This window comes from Aequorivita todarodis (genome assembly GCF_028561335.1).
GTDB lineage: Bacteria > Bacteroidota > Bacteroidia > Flavobacteriales > Flavobacteriaceae > Aequorivita > Aequorivita todarodis.
Genome location: NZ_JAQQTG010000006.1, coordinates 157,621 through 178,931 on the forward strand (window position 1 = coordinate 157,621; position 21,311 = coordinate 178,931).

Consider the following 21,311-nt stretch of genomic DNA (forward strand, 5'->3'; position numbering starts at 1 on the left):
TTAAAAGAAAAACTAAAACAAATGCAACTTTTTTACAATCCAAATATTTCCGAATCTACCAAAGAAATAACCTTTGACAAAGAGGAAAGCCGCCACATTGTAAAAGTATTGCGGATGAAGGAAGGCCATACGTTCAGCATCACCAATGGAAAAGGTTCTCTTTTTTCTGCGGAAATTTTAAACGCAAATCCAAAGGGTTGTTTGGTGAAAATTCTTTCGGAAGAAATGCAGCAACCCCTGCCCTATCAACTGCATGTAGCGGTAGCGCCCACAAAACTCAACGACCGCTACGAATGGTTTTTGGAAAAAGCAACGGAGATCGGCATTTCAGAAATTACCCCGATAATCTGCGACCACAGCGAACGAAAAACCATAAAACCCGAACGCTACGAAAAAATCCTACAAAGCGCGATGAAACAATCGCTGAAAGCATATCTTCCACTTTTGAATGAAGCTGTTTCATTTAGGGATTTTATCGTTTCAGGAAAATCTTCAGAAAGTTTAAAATTTATTGCCCATTGCGAGGAAACAGATAAAAAATCCCTGAAAGCTGTTTTACTTCCAAATCAAAAAATTACGATTGTGATCGGTCCCGAAGGCGATTTTTCTTCCGAAGAAATTGAACTTGCAAAAGCGAATGGCTTTGTTCCGGTCAGCTTGGGCGAAAGCCGTTTGCGCACGGAAACTGCAGCAATTGTGGCTTGTCATAGCGTTGCTTTTGTAAATGGGAAGTAAGCCCCAAAGGTTTTGAAAACCTTTGGGATTTGGTCTTTAAATATTCTCTTTGAATTTGTACTTTTGAGAACTATGCGGATAACATTTTTTTCGGTTTTCTTTTTAACTTTCATCGGAAGCATTTCAGCCCAGGAAATTGCACTTTTGCAATACGGCGGTGGTGGCGATTGGTATGCAAACCCGACCTCCTTGCCCAATCTGGCAAAATTCTGCAACGAACATATTGATACGGCTTTAAAGACAAAGATTCCGACCGTTACCCCCGGGAATGTAGATATTTTTGATTATCCCTTCGTGCATATGACGGGGCACGGAAATGTCTATTTTTCTGCCGAAGAGGCTGAGAATCTCAGAAACTATTTGATGAGCGGCGGTTTTCTGCACATAGATGATAACTACGGCATGGACCAATACATCCGCAAGGAACTCGTAAAAATCTTCCCCAACAAGGAATTGAAGGAACTTCCCGCGAATTTCCCGTTGTTCAGTTATTTTTACAATTTCCCGCAGGGAATGCCCAAAATCCACGAGCACGACGGTGGCCGGCCACAGGCTTTTGGTATTTTTGTGGAAGACAGATTGGTTTTACTCTACACCTTCGAAACCGATCTTGGCGACGGTTGGGAAAACCCCGAAGTGCACAACGATCCGCAGGAAGTAAGGTTGAAGGCATTGCAGATGGGCGCCAATATTATTAAATATGTTTTTGAGAATTGACTTCATAATCGTGAACTTCCCGTCATCCAGCACCCAACACCCTTAACAAAATTTTGATTTTTTCTACTTGTGAATATAGTATATTTACGAAGTGAAGACCACAGCAAAAGCAATAACCCTTGGTATTTTAAGAGCACTGGCTGTACTGGTGGGCATTTTTATTTCCATCTGGTTTTTATATGAAATCCAAGCGCTTATTCTCTACATTGGCGTAGCTCTTGTTCTTTCATTAATAGGCCGTCCCGTTGTTTTGTTTTTAAAACGCAAACTGAAATTCAGCAATACTTTTGCTTCGGTCATTACACTTTTATTTATCATAGGGACTTTTTCTTTGCTGCTTAGCATTTTCGTCCCAATCATTATTGAACAGGGAAAACATATTTCCCAGATTGATTTTGAACAGGTTAAACGAGACCTGAACGAGCTGAACATCCAGGCCAGTGATTACCTTGGCGTAGATCATTTTCAGATAGTCGAGGCCATAAAGCGCACAACATACGTCCGAAATTTTGATCAGGAAATCATCCCGAGCTTTATTGATATTTTCTTCGGAAATATTGGCGGGACACTGGTAGGCATATTCTCGGTACTGTTCATTTCCTTTTTTCTTCTGAAAGACGAATACTTAATAGCCCGCTGTGTTCTTGTTTTTGCAAAAAGCGGAAATGAAGAAAAGTTTAAACGGATACTAATAAAGATCAAAGAGTTGCTTTCACGATATTTCATCGGGCTGTTGCTGCAGATTTTTATACTGGCGCTGTTTTACTCCGTATTGCTTCTCTACCTGGATATCCGCGATGCGGTTGCCGTTGCTTTGATCTGTGCTTTTTTAAACATAGTCCCCTATCTGGGCCCAATAATCGCCTGGATTTTAATGCTGCTCGTAGTAATTTCAAACAACCTTGGCGCTGATTTTTCCAGCGGACTCTTGCCCATATTGCTTATCGTTTCGGGCGGATATGCTCTTGCACAACTTTTTGACAATTTCATTTCGCAGCCTGTTATTTTTGGCCATAGTGTGCGCTCCCACCCGCTGGAAATATTTATCGTAATTCTCATTGGAGGCTTTGTCTTTGGTATTCCGGGAATGATACTCGCCGTTCCCACTTATACGGCCCTCAAGGTAATTGCCAAGGAATTTCTTTCAGAATATAAAATTGTTGACCGGCTTACCCGAAATATGTGAAATTTGTTCAATAAGGCACTTTTAAATAGCGAAGTACAGGATTTTATCAGAAATTTTGAAGGGGATGTTTCCAAACTTGCTTTCGCAGGAAGCCCGTTTGAAAACGTTAGGGCGCAAGAGCTGATACAGCAAATAGAAAGCAGGAAACGGGTTGAAAAAAAATTGCCGACTTGGTTCAAGACCAAAAACATTTTATTTCCTCCCAAGCTAAATCTGGAGCAGACTTCTTCTGAAATCACTGCAGAATACAAAACTTCATTGGTGAACGGTAAAACGATTGCCGATATAACCGGCGGTTTTGGGGTTGACAGTTTTTTCTTTTCTGAAAAATTCCGGACCGTGCACCATTTTGAAACAAACGAAACGCTTTCAGCATTATCGGAACACAATTTTGAAGTTTTCGGAAGGAAAAATATCCGTTGTCTTGTAAAGGATGGATTGCAAGCGGTTATGGGCAATCGATACGATATAATATACGCAGACCCGTCCCGCCGCCACGACCGTAAGGGAAAGGTTTTTTTTCTTGCGGATTGTGAACCAAATATTCCTGAAAATATTTCTGAAATAGTAAAGCAGTGTGACCAATTTCTTCTGAAAACATCGCCGATGCTGGATATTTCAGTAGGTTTAAACGAGTTGCAGGACGTTTCAGAGATTCATATTGTTGCTATTGACAACGAAGTGAAGGAATTGCTTTGGCTATTGAAAAAAGGCGATTCCAAAGAACTAAAGATCAAAACGATCAATTTTACAAAATTGGGTGCCGAAAATTTTGATTTTATTTGGAACGAAGCCGCAACAGCAAAGTACAGTTTGCCGCAAAAATATCTGTACGAGCCAAACGCTGCCATTTTAAAAAGTGGGGCTTTCGATTTAATTTCCGAAAAACTGAAAGTAAACAAGCTCCACAAAAACACACATCTTTACACGAGTGAAACCTTAGTTGATTTCCCGGGAAGAAGTTTTTCGATTGAAAAAGTAATTCCTTATTCCAAGTCTGAAATGCGGGCTGCGCTTTCCTTCAAAAAAGCGAATATAACCACAAGAAATTTTCCCGAATCTGTGGAAACGCTTCGCAAAAAGTGGAAAATTACAGATGGTGGCGATGTCTATTTATTTTTTGGAACCAATATGGAGGACAAAAAGGAAATGTTGATTTGTTCCAAAATTTAAATCCCAAAAACAAAAAATCCCCTGAAATTGGGGATTTAAAGTGATCGCGACAGGATTCGAACCTGTGACCGTCTGCTTAGAAGGCAGATGCTCTATCCAGCTGAGCTACGCGACCGGTAATAAACAAAAAAACCGAACTGTGTGTCCGGTTTTTGTCGGGGTGGCAGGATTCGAACCTGCGGCCTCCTGCTCCCAAAGCAGGCGCGATAACCGGGCTACGCTACACCCCGTGAACAGCAATTAACTATTGTTCACTGTAATTTTGGAGTTTTTTTAACTCTATAATGCGGAGAGACAGGGATTCGAACCCTGGCGACGGTTGCCCGTCGACAGATTAGCAATCTGCTCCGTTACCACTCCGGCACCTCTCCAGTTTTTTATGAACGTGTCATCCTAAAATGCGGTTGCAAATGTAACTTTATAAATGCTATAACGCAACAAAAATTTTACGTTTTTTTCATAAAATTAAAGCACTCTCTTTTTGAGCGTATTATGGCCATAAAAAATATTTAAAACCCAATCAGCTCTGCTGGATAGCCCATCCCGATTTCCAATCTGGGTGGTCACAGGTTCCTCCGAAATTTCGGAGCTGTCGCGATCACGTCCAATCCTCTGCTTAGAAGGTTTTTGGTATGAAATACCCCCGTAATTGAATAAATTCTAAGTTCAATTTACGCTGGTTGTTTTTATCTTGGATCTGTAAATCAAAGAAATTGGTAAACCTACACAAATAATAAGAATAGAAATCGCAATCAATTTTTGAGATATTTTTTGGTTAAGTTCTGGAATTCCGCTCATTGGCAATACAATCAAGTTCATAATTGCCCAGACAATTAGTCCATAAACAATGCCTACTACATAAGGATTTGCCTTCTGAAATTTCAGCTTTGGATACCCATAAAAGAACAAAGCTGTCCAAATAAAAGCTATCAAATAGTGAAAAAACACTCCCATAAAGATGATGTAGCTTCCACTTTCAAAAGCGGCTTGACCAAATACCCCACTGGCAATAAACCTGAAAATTCTGGTAATATCCTGCCCGCCTTGTGCCAAAAAATTTATAATTGCAGCAGATATGTCAAGTGTCCCAACAAATAAAGCCGTGGCAATTACACGCTTTAACGGTAGCTTCTTTTTCACAATTGATCGATCGACTCGGGTCATTATGAACAGATTAAAACAAAAACTAATTTATCAATTTTTTTATAAGGATTTGGGTTCGTTCACAAACCCACCAATATTTTTGAGTTGGTGAATATGTCTTTGCGTATGGAACAGGATAAAGCGAAGCCATTCATAGCGGGTCAAAAACCCAAAGGAAGGGAATTCCATATCTTCGCAAAGAGCTTTCAATTCTTTTGTTTCGGCTATATTTTTCAGATGGTCTTTGATTTCCTTAATTTTTTGGACCAACCCATCTTTTGTATGGGAGGTTGAACGCGGTTCAAGCGATGGGTCGGCCTTGAATTTCAAGTCAAAATTGAGGAACAGGTCTTTGATGGCTTCCACTTTTTCATCATAAGGGCGATTCGTTTCGGTGGTATGCAAATCGGGGATGCCGCTACCGCAAATAATGATGTGCTCCACGGTCTGCCCTGCCGTCCAGCTTCCCTCGAAGGGAACTTCGTTTAGGGTTTTTTTTTCAAACTTGGACAGCTCGTCCAAAAGGGTATCGAAAGTGTTTTCGATATCCCGAATCAAAATCTTTTTTGCGTTTTCCATTTTTAGTGTTTTTTAAGTAATGCGTTGAACCAACATAATAATATTGCCACAAGTATCTTCGAAGGGAACGAAAGTAGCATTTGGCAACGTTTTGGGGTTGCCTCGAAATTTTACCCCTTTCTTCTTTAGCCTTTTATATTCCTCTTCAATGTTGTCCGAACCCAACACGGCCGCAGGAAATCCAGCATCAAAGAGCATTTTTTGAACCTTATCGGAGGGTGGGAAATTGGGCTCCAAAACAAGTTCAATACCTTCCATACCCTCTTTTGAGATAACGGTCAACCATCTCATTCCACCCGTAACATCTTCCTTTTTTACGAAACCCAATTTTTCCGTATAAAATTTCAACGCCTTGTCCTGGTCATCTACTTTAAGTATTACATATTGGATTTTCACGTTTTCCTAATTTATTAATTATACATTTTTTAGTAATGGCTACCGATTATAGGCTTCTTCCAGTTTCGCCACGTCTAACTTCTTCATTTGGCTGATGGCTTCGAAAAGTTTTTGCCGCTTTTCGGGTTCGTCAAGGGCGAGTTTCTCGGTAAGAAATTGGGGAACTATCTGCCATGACACCCCGAACTTGTCCTTGAGCCACCCACAAACCGATTCGCTGCCTTCCTTGGTAAAACGGTCCCAGAAATAATCAACTTCTTCTTGGTCTTCACAATTCACGTAGAAAGAAATAGCTTCGGTGAAGGGAATATCGGCATCGGTGCCATTGTCCATCATCATAAAGGTCTGTCCGTTCAGCTTGCATTGTGCGTGCTTGACCATTCCCTCGGGGCCGGGTTCGCCCGCGGTGTATTTGGCCACCCCTTCGGATGAGGCATTTTTAAAAATGGACATATAGTGTTCCATTGCTCCTTCCGCATTGCCACGCTGTTTCCCAGAATACATGATAAGCGGGCTAATGCGTTGGCCCACGTCCTTGAGTTTGCCCTTATAGATTTGCCACGAAACCCCGAATCGATCGCTGACCCAGCCGTAGCGTTCGCTCCAATCGTAACTGTCGAGCGGCATTAGAATCTGGCCACCATCGATAAGTTGGCTCCAAACGGCATCTACCTCGACATGGGTCTCAAAGATGGCAAAGAATGAGATGGAGGGGTTAAATTTAAACATCGGCCCGGCATCGAAAGCACAGAATTGAACCCCGTCAAGGGTAAACACCCCTTGTTGTACGGTGCCGGGTTTGGCCGATTCCGCTGGAAAAGGCGTTTTTTCCGGCCATTTTTTCAGTTGGGTAATTTCCGAATTCGGAAATATCGTTACATAAAAGTTCATTGCCTCCTCGGCGCGGTTATCAAACCATAGAAATGGCGTGATTTTTTGTATTCTCTTTATAGTTCTCATAATAATTGATTTTTAATGTTGTGCATTTTCTTTTTTCGTTTGCAATGAAACAACCAATGGTTGCCATATTTATCGGTCAACTCCCCAAAAAGATCGCCCCAATGGGTTTCCTGCAAGGGATGGGTCGCTTGTCCGCCTTTTTGCAAGTTTTGATAATAGGTTTTGATTCGGCTCTCATCGTTACAGTCCAATAAAATGGAAACCGAATTCCCCCGTAATACTTCTTCATCAGTCATATCTGTACCCATCAACATCAAATTGTCCTTTTTAAGAAATGCCTGTACGATATACCTTTTCATTTCATCTGGTAGCTCATCCGTTTTAGGGGATTCTCCGACCGTTTGGCAACGCAATTCCCCGCCAAGACATTGCTGATAAAATTCCATTGCCTCCCTGCAATTGCCGTTAAACGTGAGGTATGTAATCAATTGTCCCATTCTTTCTTTCATTAAATTCTCCTGCTTCGACTTTACAAGTTGACTTTATTGGCAAATCAAGTTGATTATGTAACATTGGCCGTATCTACCTCGGGATTAGCGGCTTTAGTTATTTTGTGGTAATAGCGGTAGGATACCATCAAAATGGCCAAAATGATCAATGGGAAAACCGCGTTGAACCCAAAGCCGTCCACTGCCCAATTGCTGATGCAGGCAAAGAGGAAATCAAAGGTGAACCCAGCATAGGCCCATTCCTTTAACCGTTTGGGTATGGATGGAATAATTAAAATCAAAGCCCCAAGTACCTTAAAAACCACGAGGGCAACACCAAAATAGTCGGGATAGCCCAAATGGCGGATGCTTTCCTTTGCTAATTCCGTTTGTGAGGTCAATGCCGGCATCACACCTTCAAAGAGGAAGATGATAATGGTCGCCGTCCAAAATAGGATCTTGTTAGTTTTCATTTCATTTTAGTTTTATAGTGGTATTCATATTTAGTTGGTGTTTTCCGCATATTTTTTAAAATTGTCCAAAATGGCCTGCCAGCCGTCCCGTTGCATTTCAATCGGGTTTTGGGTCTCGGGGTCAAAGGTGCTTACGATTTCCGTTTCGCCCTTTTGCTCCTTGAAATCCACTTCCACTTTTCGACCATCGTCCATGGTGTAAGCTATGCGCTTTTGAGGTACGACTTCATCATAAGTCCCACTAAAGTCAAAACCAAAACTGCCGTCCTTAGCCTCCATTCTCGACAGAAACTTTCCGCCGACCCGCAGGTCATTTTCAGCTCGGGGCGCGTACCAATCTTCCGATGGGGTGTTCCATTTTACAATGTGCTCAGGATTTGACCATAATTCCCATACTTTATTTGCTGAAGATTTTACCGTGTTTTTAACCGTAATTCGTTCCATGATATTTGTTTTTAAATGTTTACAGTACAAATTTGGGAACAATAATTTAAAATAATAGGGTATGATAACGGCGAATGAAAGGGGCGATTCCGCCAATAATTTTTATATTTGAAGTATGAAAAACATAGCCATATTAGTTCCCGAAACGGCCGTAGCAGAGGGAGTTACAGGCCCCCGTTATCTTTTTACCACTGCAAACCAATTTCTGCAAGCAGCCGGAAAGGAGCCCTTGTTCAAAGTGCAATTGGTCGGCAACCAAAAAAATGTGAAAGCGCAGGATGGCGTCTATTCCATCACTACGGATGTGCTCTTAAAAGAATCAAAACAGGCCGACCTGGTTATCGTGCCGCCCATTTTTGGGGATATGGAAAATGCAATCGCACTGAATAAAGATGCCCTTCCTTGGATTACCGATCAATACAAGCATGGAGCAGAAGTTGCCTCGCTCTGTGTAGGCGCTTTTTTATTGGCCTCCACCGGACTCTTGGACGGGAAAAAATGCTCCACACATTGGGCATATTATAACGAGTTCAAGGAGCGGTTTCCCGAAGTGGAAGTCGTGGACGGGGGCGTGATTACCGAGGAAAATGGTATCTATTCCAGCGGTGGGGCCAACTCCTTGTGGAATTTGTTACTGTACATCTTGGAAAAATATACGGACAGGGACACGGCAATACTGGCCTCCAAGTATTTCGCCATCGACATCGATCGTGAAAGTCAGGCGGCTTTTATGATGTTTACGGGGCAAAAAGACCACAGTGATGCCGAAGTGAAAAAGGCACAGGAATATATCGAGGAAAACTATCAAGAAAAGATAACCGTGGACGAGCTGGCGGAAAAGGTCGCGGTAAGCCGAAGGAGCTTTGAACGCCGTTTTAAACAGGCCACCGATAACACCGTCATCGAATACCTGCAACGGGTAAAGGTAGAGGCGGCCAAACGCAGCTTCGAAAGTTCCCGTAAGAACATAACCGAAGTAATGTACGATGTAGGCTATTCAGATACCAAGGCATTCCGAAACGTGTTCAAGAAAATAACGGGGCTTACCCCAGTAGAATATAGGAACAAGTATAATAAGGATGTATAGTTAGGTCTGAATTGTAAGCCTATATCTTTTCTGCCGATTGATTGGCTAATGCCAAAAATGCGTTTTTCGGGTTTCGTCGCAACAATTTGCCCTTTGGTATATTTACTTATCGTTTATGTGGCCACTTCCCTATTCAAACTGTTGAATTTGTTAATTTTATAGTCATTATTACAAGGTATGGCAATGAAATTTTCAATAGATTCAAAATACCTAACCCCCACCCTCCACATCATTATCTGGGGCATCATCCTGTGCCTGCCTTTGGTCCCTAAGCCCTAAGAAATAATTCCCCAGAAAATACAATCATATTAATTTTTAGAATTTATGTTAATGCACTTTTAATAAAGCCTAAACTTCCTTTCAGGACAGTGCTACTTTAAATGATGGATATTTGGGGTATTATCAATCGCCGGATAGCATCGAACTTAATGCAGGTGTTGTAGTGAGTTTACGGCAATAGCCCGCTGAAAGGGCACAACACCCTCTCCGTCTTTTTTACCTAATTATTCGGATATTACAATACAAAAAATTCAATAAGTAAAAAACCATCTTAAACTAAAAAAATGAAATGAAATGCGGAATGCTCCGTTACGGGAAATGTGCATTTTATTCAGGGTATTCCACCCGAAGATGGTAAATATTGTTCAGCTTCTTTTTCAAAACTTTCTTTATCATTTCAATTTCCTTAAAAGTAATGTTCGCGTTCAAAAACTGGCCCTGCGCCATTTGGTTGTTGATTATCTTTTCAACAAACTCATCTATAATGGACGAAGAGGGCTCCTTCAAACTTTTGCTCGCCGCTTCCACGCTATCCGCCATCATTAAAATTGCTGTTTCCTTTGAAAAGGGAATCGGTCCGGGATATATAAAATCTTCCTTATTTGCCTCGCCCTGTTGCTCCCGTTCCTTTTTATAGAAATAATAGACCAAACTGGTGCCATGGTGGGTTCTTATAAAATCAATAACCCTGTCTGGCAGATTGTTCTTTCGGGCTATTTCGATGCCTTTAATTACATGGTCTATAATTATTTTGGCACTTTCCTTCGGATCCAATTCGTTGTGTGAATTGATTGAATTTGCCTGGTTTTCGGTAAACATAGTCGGGTTCAGCATTTTTCCAATGTCGTGATAGAGTGCCCCTACCCTGACCAACATGCTATTGGCGCCAATCTCGTTTGCGGAAGCTTCCGCCAAATTTGCCACGTTCAAGGAATGGTGGAATGTTCCCGGCGCTTTGTTTGAAAGCTCTTTCAGCAATTTTGAATTGGTATCACTCAGTTCCAGCAACGAAACATCGGAAACCAATCCGAATATCTTTTCATAAAAATAAATCAGCGGATGCGCAAAAAGGGTTGCCAAGCCACATAAGATGAAATATCCAAAATTCTCCCACTGCAATGTTTGAATATTTCCTTCCTGAATTACAAAAAAGGCAAAGTAGCCAAGGATGTAAATAAGCGTTATCTGCCCTACGGAAATGAAGAGGTTTGCTCTTTTGTATAATTCTGAAACGGTAAGAATAGTAACGATTCCCGCAATAAACTGGAGGAACATATATTCAAAACTGTTCGGGACGATAAAGCCGAGCAAAAGAATGGTCAGCACATGCACAAAAAGCCCCACGCGCGGGTCAAAAAATGCTTTCAGGATCAGCGGCAGAATACATATTGGCACAACATAAACATAGTCGGAATGGACCTTCAGCACCAGCGTGGTAAGAAAAACCATCAAAAAGATGTTGAAGAAGATAAAAGTGACCTTTGTATTATTGTTGTATATGTAGGGCCTGTAATTTTTCAGAAAAAGAAAAAGCATTAAAAACACCAAAGAAACCAGCATGGAATAGCCCACCAAAAGCCACAGATAATTGTTTTTGCTCCAAATCTGGCTTTGAAATTCGGCCTTCAGCGATTCAAGAATTTGGAATTTATCGCCTTCCACCACTTCGCCTTTTGCGATAATACGCCCCCCTTTTTCAATGATGCCTCGGTTGGGGTTAAGCGCTTTTATTTCAGCGTCTATGGCAGCTTCGGTCAGTTTTGAATTTAATTTTACATTTGGCTCAAAAACTTCGTTCAAAATATTATAAAGGAGTACCTGAACGTCTTCAACTTTATTTTTTTCTACCAACTCGCGCACCCTCTTGTTCAAATTCTCCTTTTTGAACAATTGTGAGTAGCTGCGCTCCTCAATCTCGTTTCCTCTTTTTAGGTAAATAAGTTTGTCGTCATCGTATGCGTGAATTTCATCGGTAACGCCATTTTTATAGGCTTCGGCAATAAAGGCTTCGCCCAGTCTTTCAACGGTTTTTTCTGGTGTTTTATAAAGGCTGTCTATGTATTTTGTTTCGAGATCGCTTCGGAAGTTTTCAGCAACATCCGCTTGCACATCACTGTTATATTCAAAATATGGAATGGCATTGGCCCGAATTTCCTCCCGCTCTTTTTTTAAGGTGTCTTCGTTTTTCTTAATGGTAAAACTGAAGGGCGCATACAGGTTTTCATACTGCCAAGGTTTTCCCTTCTGGAAATTGTACTTAAACTGGCCGCCTTTCGGCAAGAGATAAATAATTAAGACCGTGGCAACTATAAAAAGAAAAACCTTGTAAATAAGGGATTGGTTTTTGGCGAACAAAGAAAAAAGGTTCTTCATAAAATGATAACTTAAAGTAAAGGTATAAATAAGGAACGAGTTATCCCAAAACCAATAGTTGTAAAGATTGATTTTTAAGATGGAAATCCGTAATTTCGCAGTCCTTATTTCAAATTAAAAAACAGTAGCATGAGCAATAAAGTAGTTATCGTATCCGCAGCCAGAACCCCCATTGGAAGTTTTATGGGAGGCCTTTCTTCCTTGACCGCAACCCAGCTGGGCTCTGCGGCTATTAAAGGCGCCCTGGAAAAAATAAAGCTCGATCCAGCTTTGGTCCAGGAAGTTTTTATGGGCAATGTGGTACAAGCTGGCGTGGGCCAAGCGCCTGCACGGCAAGCTGCTTTGGGTGCGGGGCTGTCAGATGCAGTACCGTGTACAACCGTAAACAAGGTTTGTGCATCTGGAATGAAGGCCGTGATGCAGGCCGCACAAACGATAGCGCTTGGCGATGCCGATATCGTGGTGGCAGGCGGAATGGAAAGCATGAGCAACATTCCCCATTACGTACATATGCGCAGCGGAACAAAATTTGGACCCGCAACTTTGACTGACGGCATGCAAAAAGACGGTCTGGTAGATGCCTACGACCATAACGCAATGGGCACCTGCGCCGATCTTTGCGCTACCGAATATAATTTTTCACGGGAAGACCAAGATGCATTTGCCATAAAATCTTACGAACGTTCCGCAAAAGCTTGGGCCGATGGGAAATTTAAGGAGGAAGTTGTTCCCGTGGAAGTGCCACAGCGTCGTGGAGAACCCGTTATAGTCTCGGAAGACGAAGAATACAAAAACGTAAAGATGGACAAGATTTCCTCTTTGCGCCCTGCCTTTACCAAAGACGGAACGGTTACGGCCGCAAACGCCTCAACCATAAATGATGGTGCCGGGGCAATGGTTTTGATGAGCGAGGCAAAGGCGAAAGAATTGGGCTTAACACCTTTGGCATATATAAAAAGTTATGCCGATGCCGCCCAGGAGCCAAAATGGTTTACCACCGCCCCCGCAAAAGCACTTCCAAAAGCAATTGCAAAAGCCGGAATAGATATTAAGGATGTGGATTATTTTGAATTCAACGAAGCATTCGCGGTAGTGGGTCTTGCCAATATGAAGATTTTAGGATTGAACGACAGCAACGTAAACGTAAACGGTGGCGCCGTTTCCTTGGGCCATCCGCTTGGTTGCAGTGGTGTCCGTATTTTGATAACGCTTTTGAATGTCTTGAAACAAAACGATGCCAAAATTGGTGCCGCGGCAATCTGCAATGGGGGCGGTGGTGCGTCTGCAATGGTAATTGAAAGAATTTAATTCCGTATTTCAATACTTTCTGAATGGATTACGGTATCTGCAATTTAAGCATTGTCCCACTTCGTGCCGAGGCTTCCGATGTGAGCGAAATGGTAACGCAAGTGCTTTACGGCGAACATTTCAAAATACTGGAAACCCGAAAAAAATGGAGCCGTATCCGTTTGGCTTTTGACAACTATGAAGGATGGATAGACAAGAAGCAATATCTAACCATCGCGGAAGCGGATTATTCAGATTTTGAAAGGAAGGAACTGAGACTTTCCTCAGATTTGGTTGATTTTATTACCACTTCAGACAATCAACTTTTTTCTATTTGTTTGGGAAGCAATGTTTCCGGTGCTCCATATTTAAAAAATCATTTTGAAGGAAAATCGGTTTCTGGAATACTTCCGAAGGAACATTTAATTGAAACCGCACTGCTTTATTTAAACACACCTTATTTGTGGGGCGGCAAAACGCCTTTTGGCATTGACTGTAGTGGTTTTACCCAAATGGTCTATAAACTGAACGGCTACGAATTGCTCCGTGATGCCAGCCAACAAGCTACACAGGGAGAAGCCTTGAGTTTTATTGAAGAAAGTGAGCCGGGCGATTTGGCCTTTTTTGATAACGAAGAAGGAAAAATTACGCATGTCGGTATTATTATGGCAGACAACTACATTATCCATGCCCACGGAAAAGTGCGCATTGACAGATTGGACCACAGCGGTATTTTTAATTATGAACTGCGCAATCACACACATAAGCTGCGGGTTATAAAGAGAATTATTTAATATAATTAGCCAATTTTCACATTCATAAATAGCAAAAATTGCTTTTGGGATATTTTGGTCATACGCCCTAAAAATGCGGCTTTAAAAAGAAAAACCCCCGAAATTTCAGGGGTTTTTGCTTTTCTATTTAGGAATACCGCTTGTTATCCTTGTTTTTCCAAGGCTTCAAGCTTAGCCTTCATTTCCTTATATTTTGCATCATCTGCAAGTTGTCCATAAATATTCATTAGTGTTCTGACAACTTCTTGACTATCCGGTTTCAATTTGAGCGCTCTTTCCAAATATGGCAACGCATCTGTGTATATGTCTTTGCGCTGTTGCTTCAATTCATCATATTTTTGGTTGTCTGCCCTAGAATTTCCCAAACTGTTCATCTCTTCAACCAGAGCATCTTCCCCAGAAAGTTTTAGAACGGCTATGTTAATTAACGCCGCTTCGTACTCGGGATTCAATTCCAACGCTTTTTCGTAATATTTGATAGCCTCTTCCTTATTTCCAATTTCTGCACTGCCAACACCAAGGTTGAAATAGATTTCTGGGTTTTCAGGGTCAGATGCCACAATTTTGCCCATCAACTCATTATACCTCGCCACATTACCCATTTTATAACTCATATCGGCATCAGCACGCATAAGATAAATATCATTAGGGCTTTCTGCACGGGCATCCTTCATTAATTCCATTGCTTTTTCGTTATCGCCTTTTTCTATATAAATAAGGGTCATATTTCTAAGAATTTCACCTTTTCTAGATTCGGTCACACGTTTTTCGGGCTTAATATATTGTCCCGATTTTATTGCAATATTTCGTATGTTTTCACTTTCAAAGGCCTCAACCTCCCCTGTTTCTTTATTTGTTGCGACAAATTCTTCAGTTTCACCAGTATAGCCAGAATCCAAAGCCATTTGATAATACTTTAGGGCTGCGTCATAATCTTTCCCGTTAACTGCATTGCTCGCGGCATAATATAAATCGGAAGGATCTTTGCTCACCAAATAACTGGTATAAAGTTTATCAGTTGCCATTTGGTACTGACCTGCATTTTGATCCTTTACGGCACCATTAATCAATGCCGCGCGAAGATTTTGTATTGGGCCAGCTAACTGGGCGTCCATTTTTGGATTCATTTCAAGTGCTTTGTTGAAAGCTTCTGCCGCACCTTTTAATTTGGTGTAATCTGAGACACCAGAACCCAATAATGCCTCTCCCTTTGCTGCGTAATATTGGGCTTTTACGTCATTATCTACTGAGCCAAGCATTGGCTCTGCTTCGCTTAAATAGGTCAATGCTTCCGTGTATTCGTTGGATTTTATGGCCTTTTCTGCTTTTTTTATTTCCTTTTTTTGTCCAAATGAAATAGCAGATGCAAAAGCCAGTCCTGTTATTAAAATTCGTGTTTTCATGTGTTAATGTTTATTCGTTATTTTCGGTTTGAGTTTCGTTATTGTCAAGATTTGTGCCATCATTGGTTTCGCCAGTAATGTTGTCATTTTCTTCAATATCGTCTTCATCTTCATCCTTCATCGCTTTTGCAACGGCGGCAATGGCATCGTCTTCCCTTACTTTTATCAATCGCACTCCCTGGGTTGCGCGGCCCATCACGCGAAGATCGGCAACGGCCATTCTAATAGCGATACCCGATTTGTTGATAATCATTAAATCATCATCATCCGTTACATTCTTGATAGCCACTAATTTACCAGTTTTTTCTGTAATATTAATGGTTTTCACACCTTTTCCGCCTCGATTTGTGATTCGGTAATCTTCAATGGAGGAACGCTTTCCGTAGCCATTTTCAGAAACGACCAAAATTTCAGAATCGCCATCATCTACGGCAATCATACCTACCACTTCGTCATTTTCACTGCCGAGTGTAATTCCTCTTACACCCGAAGCGTTTCTTCCCATAGGTCTGGTTTTTTCCTCTTCAAAACGAATGGCCTTTCCAGATTTCACGGCGAGCATAACCTGGCTTTTGCCCGTTGTTAATTTTGCTTCCAGCAATTCGTCGTCCTCACGAATGGTAATCGCATTGATCCCATTGGTACGCGGTCTAGAATATTGTTCCAAAGGCGTTTTCTTCACCTGCCCTTTTTTGGTGGCCATAATTACATAATGGCTGTTTATGTATTCTTCATCCTTCAAATCCTGGGTGCAGATGAACGCTTTTACTTTATCGTCCGGCTCAATATTTATAAGATTTTGGATTGCTCTTCCTTTTGAGGTTCTTGTTCCTTCGGGAATTTCGAAAACGCGCATCCAGAAACATTTTCCTTTTTGGGTGAAGAACAACATATATTGGTGATTGGTCCCTACGAAAAGATGTTCCAAGAAATCCTCATTTCGTGTAGCCGAAGCCTTTTGGCCTACTCCGCCCCTATTCTGTGTTTTGTATTCCGAAAGCGAGGTACGTTTAATATAGCCCGCGTGCGAAATAGTCAAAACTACTTGCTCATCAGCAATCAAATCGGTAATACTCACGTCGCCACCTGCATATTCGATGGTTGAGCGGCGCTCATCGCCATATTTTGCGCGAATTTCCTCAAGCTCTTCTTTGATGATCTGCATTCTACGCTCTTTGCTGGCAAGTATTTCCTTGTAATCCTGAATGGTTTTCATCAATTCTTCATACTCGCTGCGAAGCTTGTCCTGCTCCAGACCCGTCAATTGACGAAGGCGCATTTCAACAATGGCCTTGGCTTGGATTTCTGTGAGCTTGAAGGCTTCCATCAACTTCTCCCTAGCCTCATCGGCATTGGAAGAAGCGCGTATCAAACGGATTACTTCATCAATATTATCGGAGGCAATAATTAAACCTTCCAATATATGTGCGCGTTCCTCGGCTTTGCGAAGCAAATATTCGGTACGGCGGACCACCACTTCGTGGCGGTGCTCCACAAAATAATGGATCAGTTCCTTCAAATTTAGCATTTGCGGTCTTCCATTTACCAATGCAATATTGTTCACACTGAAACTGGACTGCAATGCCGTATATTTATAAAGAGTATTCAGAACAATGTTTGGTATGGCATCGCGCTTCAATATGTAAACGATGCGCATTCCGTTTCTGTCGCTTTCGTCGCGAATGTTTGAAATGCCATCAATTTTCTTTTCGTTTACCATATCAGCGGTCTTTTTGATCATGTCCGCTTTGTTCACTTGATATGGAATTTCGGTAACAACAATACATTCCCGACCCTGTACTTCCTCGAAGTTCGCCTTGGCTCGCATTACAATACGGCCGCGGCCTGTATGGAAAGCTTCGCGCACACCTTCGTATCCGTAAATAATTCCACCCGTTGGGAAATCAGGGGCTTTTACGTGCTGCATCAACCCATCGATGTCTATATTGTTATCTTCAATATAGGCAATGATTCCGTTTACAACTTCGGTTAAATTGTGTGGCGGCATGTTCGTTGCCATACCTACCGCAATACCCGAAGCCCCGTTAATTAAAAGTCCGGGGACACGCGTGGGAAGAACGGTGGGTTCTTTTAAGGTATCGTCAAAGTTTAATTGGTGGTCAACGGTTTCTTTGTCGATATCGGCAAGCATGTCTTCAGAAATCTTCTGCATTCTTGCCTCGGTATATCGCATTGCCGCCGGGCTATCGCCATCAACCGAGCCAAAGTTTCCCTGTCCGTCAACCAGCAAATAGCGCAAGCTCCATTCTTGGGCCATACGCACCATGGCGTCATAAACCGAGGTGTCGCCGTGTGGGTGGTATTTACCGAGAACCTCCCCCACTATTCTCGCGGATTTTTTATGTGCGCCCGTGGCCCTAATGCCCAGCTCGTGCATTCCGAAGAGCACCCTTCTGTGAACGGGCTTCATTCCATCGCGAACATCTGGCAGCGCACGTGACACTATGACCGACATCGAATAATCGATGTAGGCAGACTTCATTTCATCTTCAATGTTTATAGGGATTATTTTTTCACCTTCAGTCATAAAAAAATAGCTTTAATTATCGTTGTTAATCTAATGGAGCAAGATACACTTTTTCGTAGGTTTAACAGGGGGTTTTGGCATTCGTTATTCACGAATTTATTAACAAATTTGGGGGTAAAATTCGTTAATAAGTATCGTTGCATATCCTTTGAATTCCACTATATATTTTGTCCTTTTACTAAAATGATTCCAAAGAGGAACAGTTTTTGTCCTATTTTGGTTAATTTAGTATTTTTAAGAAGAGCCGATATTTAAAATATGGATGATAATTTTTCCCCCAGAGTTAAAGATGTAATTGCCTACAGCAAAGAGGAAGCGCTGCGTTTAGGCCACGATTTTATTGGTACTGAGCACTTAATGCTCGGTCTTTTAAGGGATGGCAACGGCAAAGCGGTAACCATACTGAACGCACTTGCGATAGATTTGAACCACTTACGAAGAAAGGTAGAGATATTGAGCCCCGCAAATCCGGGCGTTACTACCAATACAAACGATAAAAAGAACCTTCACCTTACCCGACAAGCGGAAAGGGCGCTGAAGACCACATTTTTGGAAGCGAAGCTTTTTCAAAGCAACTCCATCAATACAGCACATTTACTGTTGTGCATTCTCCGCAATGAAAATGACCCAACTACGAAATTACTGAACAAAATGAAGATAGATTATGACGTGGTAAAAGACCAATTTAAACTTATGATTACAAACGACGACGATTATATAGACACTCCAAGTGCCGAATCATTTCCAAATGAAGACGACACTTCGGCGGAAGATGCCGGAAAGGAAAACCTGTTTTCCGGTACTACGGCAAAGGCGAACAAAAAATCCAAGACCCCTGTTCTGGATAATTTCGGAAGAGACCTTACCGCAATGGCGGAAGAGGGAAAATTGGACCCCGTTGTGGGCCGCGAAAGCGAAATTCAACGTGTTTCACAGATTTTAAGCCGAAGAAAGAAAAACAACCCCTTGCTCATTGGAGAGCCCGGGGTTGGTAAATCCGCCATCGCTGAAGGGTTGGCGCTTCGCATAATTCAACGAAAAGTATCGCGCATTCTCTATGACAAAAGAGTGGTTACTTTAGATTTGGCAAGCCTCGTAGCCGGCACCAAATACCGCGGCCAGTTTGAAGAACGCATGAAGGCCGTGATGAATGAGCTTGAAAAGAATGACGACATCATCCTCTTCATCGATGAAATCCACACGATTGTTGGCGCCGGGGGTGCCACGGGTTCCTTGGACGCTTCAAATATGTTCAAACCCGCACTTGCCCGGGGCGAAATTCAGTGTATCGGTGCAACAACTTTAGATGAGTATCGCCAGTATATTGAAAAAGATGGCGCCCTCGAAAGACGTTTCCAAAAAGTATTGGTTGAACCCACTACTGTAGAAGAAACCATTGAGATTCTTATGAATATAAAAGATAAGTACGAGGCACACCACAATGTAATTTATACCGAGGATGCCATTGAAGCCTGCGTGAAACTTACAAATAGATATATGACTGAGCGTTTTCTGCCGGACAAAGCTATTGACGCCATGGACGAAGCTGGCTCACGCGTCCACATCACTAACATTCACGTTCCCGATAAAATTTTGGAACTGGAGAAACAGTTAGAAGAAGTTCGCGAACTGAAAAACACCGTTGTAAAAAAGCAGAAATACGAAGAAGCCGCAAAACTTCGGGATGACGAAAAGAATTTTGAAAAGGAGCTTGCAATCCAGCAGGAACAGTGGGATGCAGACTCTAAACTTCACAAGGAAACTGTTTCCGAAGAAAATGTTGCAGAAGTTGTTTCCATGATGACGGGCATACCCGTAAACAGAATAGCACAGACTGAAAGCACCAAGCTTGCCGCCCTACCCGACCGAATAAAAGGAAAGGTAATTGGCCAGGACGAAGCTGTTGCCAAAGTGGTAAAAGCAATCCAACGGAACCGTGCCGGATTGAAAGACCCAAACAAACCGATCGGTTCCTTTATTTTCTTAGGACAAACCGGGGTGGGCAAAACACAACTTGCCAAAGTTTTGGCGCGTGAATTGTTTGATTCTGAAAACGCTTTGATCCGCATTGACATGAGCGAGTATATGGAGAAATTCGCCATTTCCCGCTTGGTAGGAGCACCTCCAGGATATGTGGGCTACGAAGAAGGTGGCCAATTGACCGAAAAAATTAGAAGAAAACCTTATGCAGTCGTGCTCTTGGACGAAATTGAAAAAGCACATCCCGATGTTTTCAATATGTTGCTCCAGGTTTTGGATGATGGATATTTAACGGACAGCCTTGGAAGAAAAATTGATTTCAGAAACACTATCATCATTATGACTTCCAATATTGGTGCCCGCCAAATTAAAGACTTTGGCCAAGGTGTAGGTTTTGGAACCGCGGCGAAAAAAAGCCAAGAAGATTCGCACACAAAAAGTGTAATTGAAAATGCCTTGAAGAAAACCTTTGCTCCTGAATTCTTGAACCGCATTGATGATGTTATGGTCTTCAATGCGCTGGAAAGAGAGGACATCCACAAGATTATCGATATTGAACTGGACAAGCTTTTTCTTCGCATTGCAGATTTGGGATACGATCTCAAGCTTACCGAAAAAGCAAAAGATTATATTGCCGACAAAGGTTTTGACAAGCAATACGGCGCAAGACCATTGAACAGGGCCATTCAAAAATATATTGAGGATGCCTTGGCGGAAGAAATCATAAAAAGTAATTTGCAGGAAGGTGATGCAATAACTATGGATCTTGATGAAAAGACAAACGAGTTGACAATAAAAATAAAAAAGCAGAAGAAAACAACTGAATCTTAATTGCTATTTTTAGGACTTGAAAATTCCCCAAGGGTTACTTTGGGGAATTTTTTTTTGACTTTTCATCCTTAAACCCTTAAAAATCCGTAAATTACGTAGGCCAAATAAATTTCTTATGATCGATACGCTACATTTTGAATTTGGAGAAGTCCGGGTTTTCAAGAATTTTGTGGTCGTGGTCATGAAAGAGGGAATCACGGTTCAACCGGAACATAATGACGATTTGGAGAACATTGCCAAAAAATATTACAAAGGAAGAAAGTTTGGCTACATTACCTATCGCATAAACAGCTATGCCGTAAACCCAATGGTCTATTTAAAAACCTCGGAAATAGAAAATCTCGTAGCCTTCGCCGTGGTTTCAACAAATGGATTAAAAACGAGTAATTTGGAACTTGAAAAACGTTTTCTGAAAAAGCCACTCAAACATTTTAGCAGTCTGGATGAAGCAAAAAATTGGGTAAATGAAATGATTGAAACCGCATGAGCTTGATT

Annotated in this window: 19 protein-coding genes and 3 tRNA genes; 9 read left to right on the forward strand and 13 right to left on the reverse strand. The window is 41.8% G+C overall.

Annotation, left to right across the window (positions count from 1 at the left end; translation table 11 throughout):
* Window positions 1-21: 21 nt before the first annotated feature.
* From POV26_RS02595 to POV26_RS02610, 4 genes are all read left to right on the forward strand, one after another.
* Window positions 22-735 (forward strand): 16S rRNA (uracil(1498)-N(3))-methyltransferase, encoded by a 714-nt coding sequence (locus POV26_RS02595; RefSeq protein WP_272854934.1) that lies wholly within the window; start codon window positions 22-24, stop codon window positions 733-735.
* 72 nt (window positions 736-807) lie between these two features.
* On the forward strand, window positions 808-1,452 hold the full coding sequence (locus POV26_RS02600) for a DUF4159 domain-containing protein (RefSeq protein ID WP_272854935.1): 645 nt from the start codon (window positions 808-810) through the stop codon (window positions 1,450-1,452).
* A 91-nt stretch (window positions 1,453-1,543) separates the two neighbouring features.
* Window positions 1,544-2,638, forward strand: coding sequence for an AI-2E family transporter (locus POV26_RS02605; protein WP_272854936.1), 1,095 nt, complete (start codon window positions 1,544-1,546; stop codon window positions 2,636-2,638).
* 3 nt (window positions 2,639-2,641) lie between these two features.
* Window positions 2,642-3,811 (forward strand): THUMP-like domain-containing protein, encoded by a 1,170-nt coding sequence (locus POV26_RS02610; protein ID WP_272854937.1) that lies wholly within the window; start codon window positions 2,642-2,644, stop codon window positions 3,809-3,811.
* Window positions 3,812-3,852: 41 nt separating this feature from the next.
* Here the strand turns inward: POV26_RS02610 and POV26_RS02615 are convergent.
* The 10 genes from POV26_RS02615 to POV26_RS02660 all read right to left on the reverse strand — a co-directional run bounded on the left by POV26_RS02615 (window position 3,853) and on the right by POV26_RS02660 (window position 8,234).
* A tRNA-Arg gene (locus POV26_RS02615) sits at window positions 3,853-3,926 on the reverse strand.
* 40 nt (window positions 3,927-3,966) lie between these two features.
* Window positions 3,967-4,041 (reverse strand) — tRNA-Pro (locus POV26_RS02620).
* A 57-nt stretch (window positions 4,042-4,098) separates the two neighbouring features.
* A tRNA-Ser gene (locus POV26_RS02625) sits at window positions 4,099-4,182 on the reverse strand.
* Window positions 4,183-4,477: 295 nt separating this feature from the next.
* Window positions 4,478-4,951, reverse strand: a complete 474-nt coding sequence (locus POV26_RS02630; protein WP_272854938.1) for a DUF1440 domain-containing protein — start codon at window positions 4,949-4,951, stop codon at window positions 4,478-4,480.
* Between the two features lie 63 nt (window positions 4,952-5,014).
* A complete protein-coding gene (locus tag POV26_RS02635; RefSeq protein ID WP_272854939.1) occupies window positions 5,015-5,533 on the reverse strand; it encodes a DinB family protein in 519 nt (172 codons plus the stop codon).
* Between the two features lie 12 nt (window positions 5,534-5,545).
* The gene (locus tag POV26_RS02640) at window positions 5,546-5,929 is read right to left on the reverse strand and encodes a VOC family protein (protein WP_272854940.1); all 384 of its coding nucleotides are present in this window, start codon (window positions 5,927-5,929) and stop codon (window positions 5,546-5,548) included.
* Between the two features lie 39 nt (window positions 5,930-5,968).
* Entirely contained in the window at window positions 5,969-6,889 is a 921-nt protein-coding gene (locus POV26_RS02645) for a VOC family protein (protein ID WP_272854941.1), read from the reverse strand.
* Window positions 6,886-7,338 (reverse strand): VOC family protein, encoded by a 453-nt coding sequence (locus POV26_RS02650; protein ID WP_272854942.1) that lies wholly within the window; start codon window positions 7,336-7,338, stop codon window positions 6,886-6,888. Before POV26_RS02650 ends, POV26_RS02645 begins: the two co-directional genes overlap by 4 nt.
* 53 nt (window positions 7,339-7,391) lie before the next feature.
* The gene (locus POV26_RS02655; RefSeq protein WP_272854943.1) at window positions 7,392-7,790 is read right to left on the reverse strand and encodes a DoxX family protein; all 399 of its coding nucleotides are present in this window, start codon (window positions 7,788-7,790) and stop codon (window positions 7,392-7,394) included.
* Between the two features lie 30 nt (window positions 7,791-7,820).
* Window positions 7,821-8,234, reverse strand: a complete 414-nt coding sequence (locus POV26_RS02660) for an SRPBCC family protein (RefSeq protein ID WP_272854944.1) — start codon at window positions 8,232-8,234, stop codon at window positions 7,821-7,823.
* Between the two features lie 115 nt (window positions 8,235-8,349).
* On the opposite strand from POV26_RS02660, the gene POV26_RS02665 reads away from it, so the two are divergent.
* Window positions 8,350-9,321 carry a GlxA family transcriptional regulator gene (locus tag POV26_RS02665; protein ID WP_272854945.1) on the forward strand — a complete coding sequence of 324 codons (972 nt, stop codon included), beginning with the start codon at window positions 8,350-8,352 and terminating at the stop codon, window positions 9,319-9,321.
* 606 nt (window positions 9,322-9,927) lie between these two features.
* Here the strand turns inward: POV26_RS02665 and POV26_RS02670 are convergent.
* Window positions 9,928-11,973 carry an HD family phosphohydrolase gene (locus POV26_RS02670; protein ID WP_272854946.1) on the reverse strand — a complete coding sequence of 682 codons (2,046 nt, stop codon included), beginning with the start codon at window positions 11,971-11,973 and terminating at the stop codon, window positions 9,928-9,930.
* Window positions 11,974-12,102: 129 nt separating this feature from the next.
* On the opposite strand from POV26_RS02670, the gene POV26_RS02675 reads away from it, so the two are divergent.
* A complete protein-coding gene (locus POV26_RS02675; RefSeq protein ID WP_272854947.1) occupies window positions 12,103-13,281 on the forward strand; it encodes an acetyl-CoA C-acyltransferase in 1,179 nt (392 codons plus the stop codon).
* 23 nt (window positions 13,282-13,304) lie between these two features.
* Window positions 13,305-14,054, forward strand: coding sequence for a C40 family peptidase (locus POV26_RS02680; RefSeq protein ID WP_272854948.1), 750 nt, complete (start codon window positions 13,305-13,307; stop codon window positions 14,052-14,054).
* Between the two features lie 143 nt (window positions 14,055-14,197).
* Here the strand turns inward: POV26_RS02680 and POV26_RS02685 are convergent, their stop codons facing one another.
* Both POV26_RS02685 and gyrA read right to left on the reverse strand, forming a co-directional pair.
* Window positions 14,198-15,457, reverse strand: coding sequence for a tetratricopeptide repeat protein (locus POV26_RS02685; protein ID WP_272854949.1), 1,260 nt, complete (start codon window positions 15,455-15,457; stop codon window positions 14,198-14,200).
* A 10-nt stretch (window positions 15,458-15,467) separates the two neighbouring features.
* The gene (gyrA, locus tag POV26_RS02690) at window positions 15,468-18,005 is read right to left on the reverse strand and encodes a DNA gyrase subunit A (RefSeq protein WP_272854950.1); all 2,538 of its coding nucleotides are present in this window, start codon (window positions 18,003-18,005) and stop codon (window positions 15,468-15,470) included.
* Between the two features lie 258 nt (window positions 18,006-18,263).
* On the opposite strand from gyrA, the gene POV26_RS02695 reads away from it, so the two are divergent.
* Entirely contained in the window at window positions 18,264-20,816 is a 2,553-nt protein-coding gene (locus tag POV26_RS02695; protein ID WP_272854951.1) for an ATP-dependent Clp protease ATP-binding subunit, read from the forward strand.
* A 115-nt stretch (window positions 20,817-20,931) separates the two neighbouring features.
* Complete coding sequence (locus POV26_RS02700; RefSeq protein ID WP_272854952.1) at window positions 20,932-21,303, forward strand: hypothetical protein; 372 nt, start codon at window positions 20,932-20,934, stop codon at window positions 21,301-21,303.
* Window positions 21,304-21,311: the final 8 nt, after the last annotated feature.